Annotated in this window: 5 protein-coding genes; 4 read left to right on the top strand and 1 reads right to left on the bottom strand. The window is 63.2% G+C overall.

The window, feature by feature from the left end; translation table 11 throughout:
• A partial coding sequence (locus tag KBT70_RS15000) for a GntR family transcriptional regulator (RefSeq protein WP_296635515.1) occupies positions 1-525 on the bottom strand: 525 nt, incomplete at its 3' end.
• 85 nt (positions 526-610) lie between these two features.
• Between KBT70_RS15000 and KBT70_RS14995 the strand changes: the two genes are divergently transcribed.
• From KBT70_RS14995 to KBT70_RS14980, 4 genes are all read left to right on the top strand, one after another.
• Positions 611-1,345 (top strand): DUF2182 domain-containing protein, encoded by a 735-nt coding sequence (locus KBT70_RS14995; RefSeq protein WP_296635518.1) that lies wholly within the window; start codon positions 611-613, stop codon positions 1,343-1,345.
• A gap of 15 nt (positions 1,346-1,360) precedes the next feature.
• Complete coding sequence (locus KBT70_RS14990) at positions 1,361-1,990, top strand: DUF1326 domain-containing protein (RefSeq protein WP_037273673.1); 630 nt, start codon at positions 1,361-1,363, stop codon at positions 1,988-1,990.
• Complete coding sequence (locus tag KBT70_RS14985) at positions 1,990-2,505, top strand: DinB family protein (RefSeq protein WP_296635505.1); 516 nt, start codon at positions 1,990-1,992, stop codon at positions 2,503-2,505. Before KBT70_RS14990 ends, KBT70_RS14985 begins: the two co-directional genes overlap by 1 nt.
• On the top strand, positions 2,502-3,120 hold a 619-nt coding region (locus KBT70_RS14980), incomplete at its 3' end, for a dimethylsulfoniopropionate demethylase (RefSeq protein ID WP_296635503.1). The genes KBT70_RS14985 and KBT70_RS14980, both read left to right, overlap by 4 nt.

The raw sequence follows: 3,120 nt of genomic DNA, 5'->3' as shown, positions 1-3,120 counted from the left end.
GGCGAGTTGATAGCTGAGCACCGGGTTGCCCGCGCTGTCGACCAATGCGCGGTGAAAGGCCACGTCAGAGGCGCAAAAGCTCTCATCCGTCAGCCCCGGCTGTCCTTGGCGGTGGATTTCGGCGCGCATGGTGGCCAGCGTATCGGGTGTGCGGCGCTGGGCGGCAAGTGGCGTGCAGGCGCGCTCCAGCGCATAGCGCGCTTCGCAGGCGACATCAAAGCTGATGGCGTTCATGCTGAGGAGGAGCGTGGCGGTGGTGATCTGCTGGCCATATGCCTCGGGGTAGCTGAGGCGATTGACGAAAGCACCGCCGAACGCCCCACGCTGCGTGCGAATGAGCGATTGCGCGGCAAGGCGTTTCAAGGCCTCGCGCACCGTGGGGCGCGACACCGCGAAGTGATCCGCCAATTCCGCCTCAGACGGCAGACGTTCATCGACAATAAGTTGACCTGAGACAATCGCATCGCGGATTGCCTCGGCGATCTGGGCCGAAAGGTCGGCCTTGTTATCCGGATCAATTTTCATTTGTCTTACATTTAAATGTCTGACAATTTAAACGCAAGAGGTGAGTCGCGGGGATGAGGCGATGATTGCGGCACAGGTCAGGCGAATGGGCGGAGGGCACTGGCTGGTGCTGTTCGGCCTGATTCTCGGGGCTTGGGGTCTGCTTTATGCGATGGCGCTGCCGCAGGAACTACGTGAGGGGGCGGTGATTTTTGGGGCCGATTTCCTGCAAAGCCTGTGCATCGTCACACCCGATGCTGCCGGATTTGGCCGGATCATCCTGATGTGGGCGCTGATGTCGGCGGCGATGATGGCCCCCACCGCGCTCCCGGCCTTTGCCACCTATGAAGAACTGAGCCACACCGGCGAGACGCGGTTTGGTGCATTGGTGGCGGGGTATCTGGCGGTCTGGCTCGGGTTTTCGGTGATTGCGGCGGGGGCGCAGATGGCGCTCTTTCAGGCGGGGTTGCTGACGGCGTTTGGCGATAGCCGCTCTGGCGTTTTGTCGGCGGTGCTGCTGGCTGTGGCCGGGGCCTATCAGTTCAGCCCGGTCAAGGACGCGTGCCTGTCGAAATGCCGCCGCCCGCTGTCGTTCTTTATGCAGCATTGGGATGAGGGCGCTGTGCGCAATGGCGTGCGGCTGGGGCTGGTCTGCCTTGGCTGTTGCTGGGCGCTGATGGCGCTGGCCTTTGTTGGGGGGGTGATGAACCTCGCCTTCATGGGGCTGGCGACGGTGATCATGGTTCTGGAAAAGCTGCCCGATCTGGGGCGCTATCTGACCCGGCCTTTGGGCGCCGGGCTGATGGCCGCGTCGGTTTGGGTTCTGTTCACGTCACTCTGAGAGAGGAGGCCAAAAATGGCTCTGGATACGTTGGGCACAGTGCCCTGGGCGATCAAGGGGGAGTTGATCCTCAACTGTAACTGCACGGTATTTTGCCCCTGCGTGGTCTCTTTGGGCAAGCATGCGCCCACCGAGGGCTATTGTCAGGCATGGTCGGGCGTGCGCATCGACGAGGGCCATTACGGCGACGAGGACCTGAGCGGTCTCAACGTGGGTCTCATGCTGGAAATTCCCGGCCTCATGGCGCGTGGCAACTGGAAAGCGGCGGCCTTTATCGACGAGCGCGCGAGCGAGGATGCCTATGAGGCGCTGGTCAATATCTTTTCGGGCAAGGCGCGTGGCACGACGGGTCTTTTCGGCGTGCTGGTCAGCGAGTTTCTGGGGGCCGAGCGCGCGCCGGTCATTTTCGAGACCGAAGGCAATGCGCGCCGCCTGATGGTGGGCAAGAAGATCCAAGGCGAGGTGGTGCCGGTGCCGGGCCACAAGGGCGAGGATATTGTTGTCACCAACACCGAATACTGGATGGGTCCCGACATCACCGTCGCCACCGCCACCAAGGGGCGCGTGCGCGCCTTTGGCCGGGTGTGGGATTTCGACGGGCGCAGCGCGGAAATCTGCCAGATTGATTGGAAAGGTCCGCGCTGATGCTGCTGGCGGCGGATCATGTGCGCCTGATGGCGCGCTATAATGCCTGGCAGAACGCGCAGATCATGCGGGCGGTGGATGGCGTGAGCCGCACGGTGCTGACCGAGGATCACGGGGCCTTCTTTGGCTCGATCCTCGGCACGCTCAACCATATTCTCTGGGCGGATCGGATGTGGCTTAGCCGGTTTGATGCCAGCGCCGCACCGCCCGAGACCCGCTTTGAGCAGAGCACCACGCTGACCCCGACAGGGGCCGCATGGAGTGCGGAGCGGTTCACCACCGATGGGCGGATCAAGGCGTGGGCGGGGCGGGTGCACAGTATCGACCTTACCGGCAATCTGACGTTTTACTCTGGGTCCGTGGGCGGCGAGATCACCCGGCCGGTGGCCACCTGCGTCACCCATTTTTTCAACCATCAGACCCACCACCGGGGGCAGGTGCATGCGATGCTGACGCGCGCGGGCCTGCCGGCACCTGTCACCGATCTGGTTTTCATGCCTGAGGAGGCCCAATGAACGCTCCGCTTTTGTCCCCGTCGCGCCGGTTGCGCCGCACGCCTTTTTCCCAAGGGGTCGAGGCGGCGGGGGTCAAGGCCTATACGGTCTATAATCACATGCTCTTGCCCACGGTCTTTCGCTCGGTCGAGGAGGACTATCGCCACCTCAAGGAGGCGGTGCAGGTCTGGGACGTGGCCTGCGAGCGGCAGGTGGAATTGCGCGGGCCGGATGCGGGACGCCTGATGCAGATGCTGACGCCGCGCGACCTGCGCGGCATGACGCCGGGACAGTGTTTCTATGTGCCCATCGTCGATGAGACCGGCGGCATGCTCAACGATCCGGTGGCGGTGAAACTGTCCGAGGACCGCTGGTGGATTTCGATTGCCGACAGCGACTTGCTCTATTGGGTCAAGGGGATTGTGCAGGGCTGGCGGCTGGATGTGCTGGTGGACGAGCCGGACGTGAGCCCGCTGGCCATCCAAGGCCCGCGCGCCGATGACCTGATGGCGGCGGTCTTCGGGGACGCGGTGCGCGATATCCGCTTCTTTCGCTTCGGGCATTTTGATTTTCAGGGCCGGGATATGGTGATCGCACGCTCAGGCTATTCCAAGCAGGGCGGGTTCGAGATCTATG

It is taken from the genome of Roseovarius sp. (assembly GCF_018066915.1).
Lineage (GTDB): Bacteria > Pseudomonadota > Alphaproteobacteria > Rhodobacterales > Rhodobacteraceae > Roseovarius.
This window is presented reverse-complemented; position numbering and strand designations above follow the sequence as displayed.

Bases quoted from the DNA above. Each gene is read 5' to 3' on its own strand.
- KBT70_RS14995 (WP_296635518.1), top strand. From the start codon at position 611: ATGGGCGGAGGGCACTGGCTGGTGCTGTTCGGCCTGATTCTCGGGGCT.
- KBT70_RS14985 (WP_296635505.1), top strand. From the start codon at position 1,990: ATGCTGCTGGCGGCGGATCATGTGCGCCTGATGGCGCGCTATAATGCC.
- KBT70_RS14990 (WP_037273673.1), top strand. From the start codon at position 1,361: ATGGCTCTGGATACGTTGGGCACAGTGCCCTGGGCGATCAAGGGGGAG.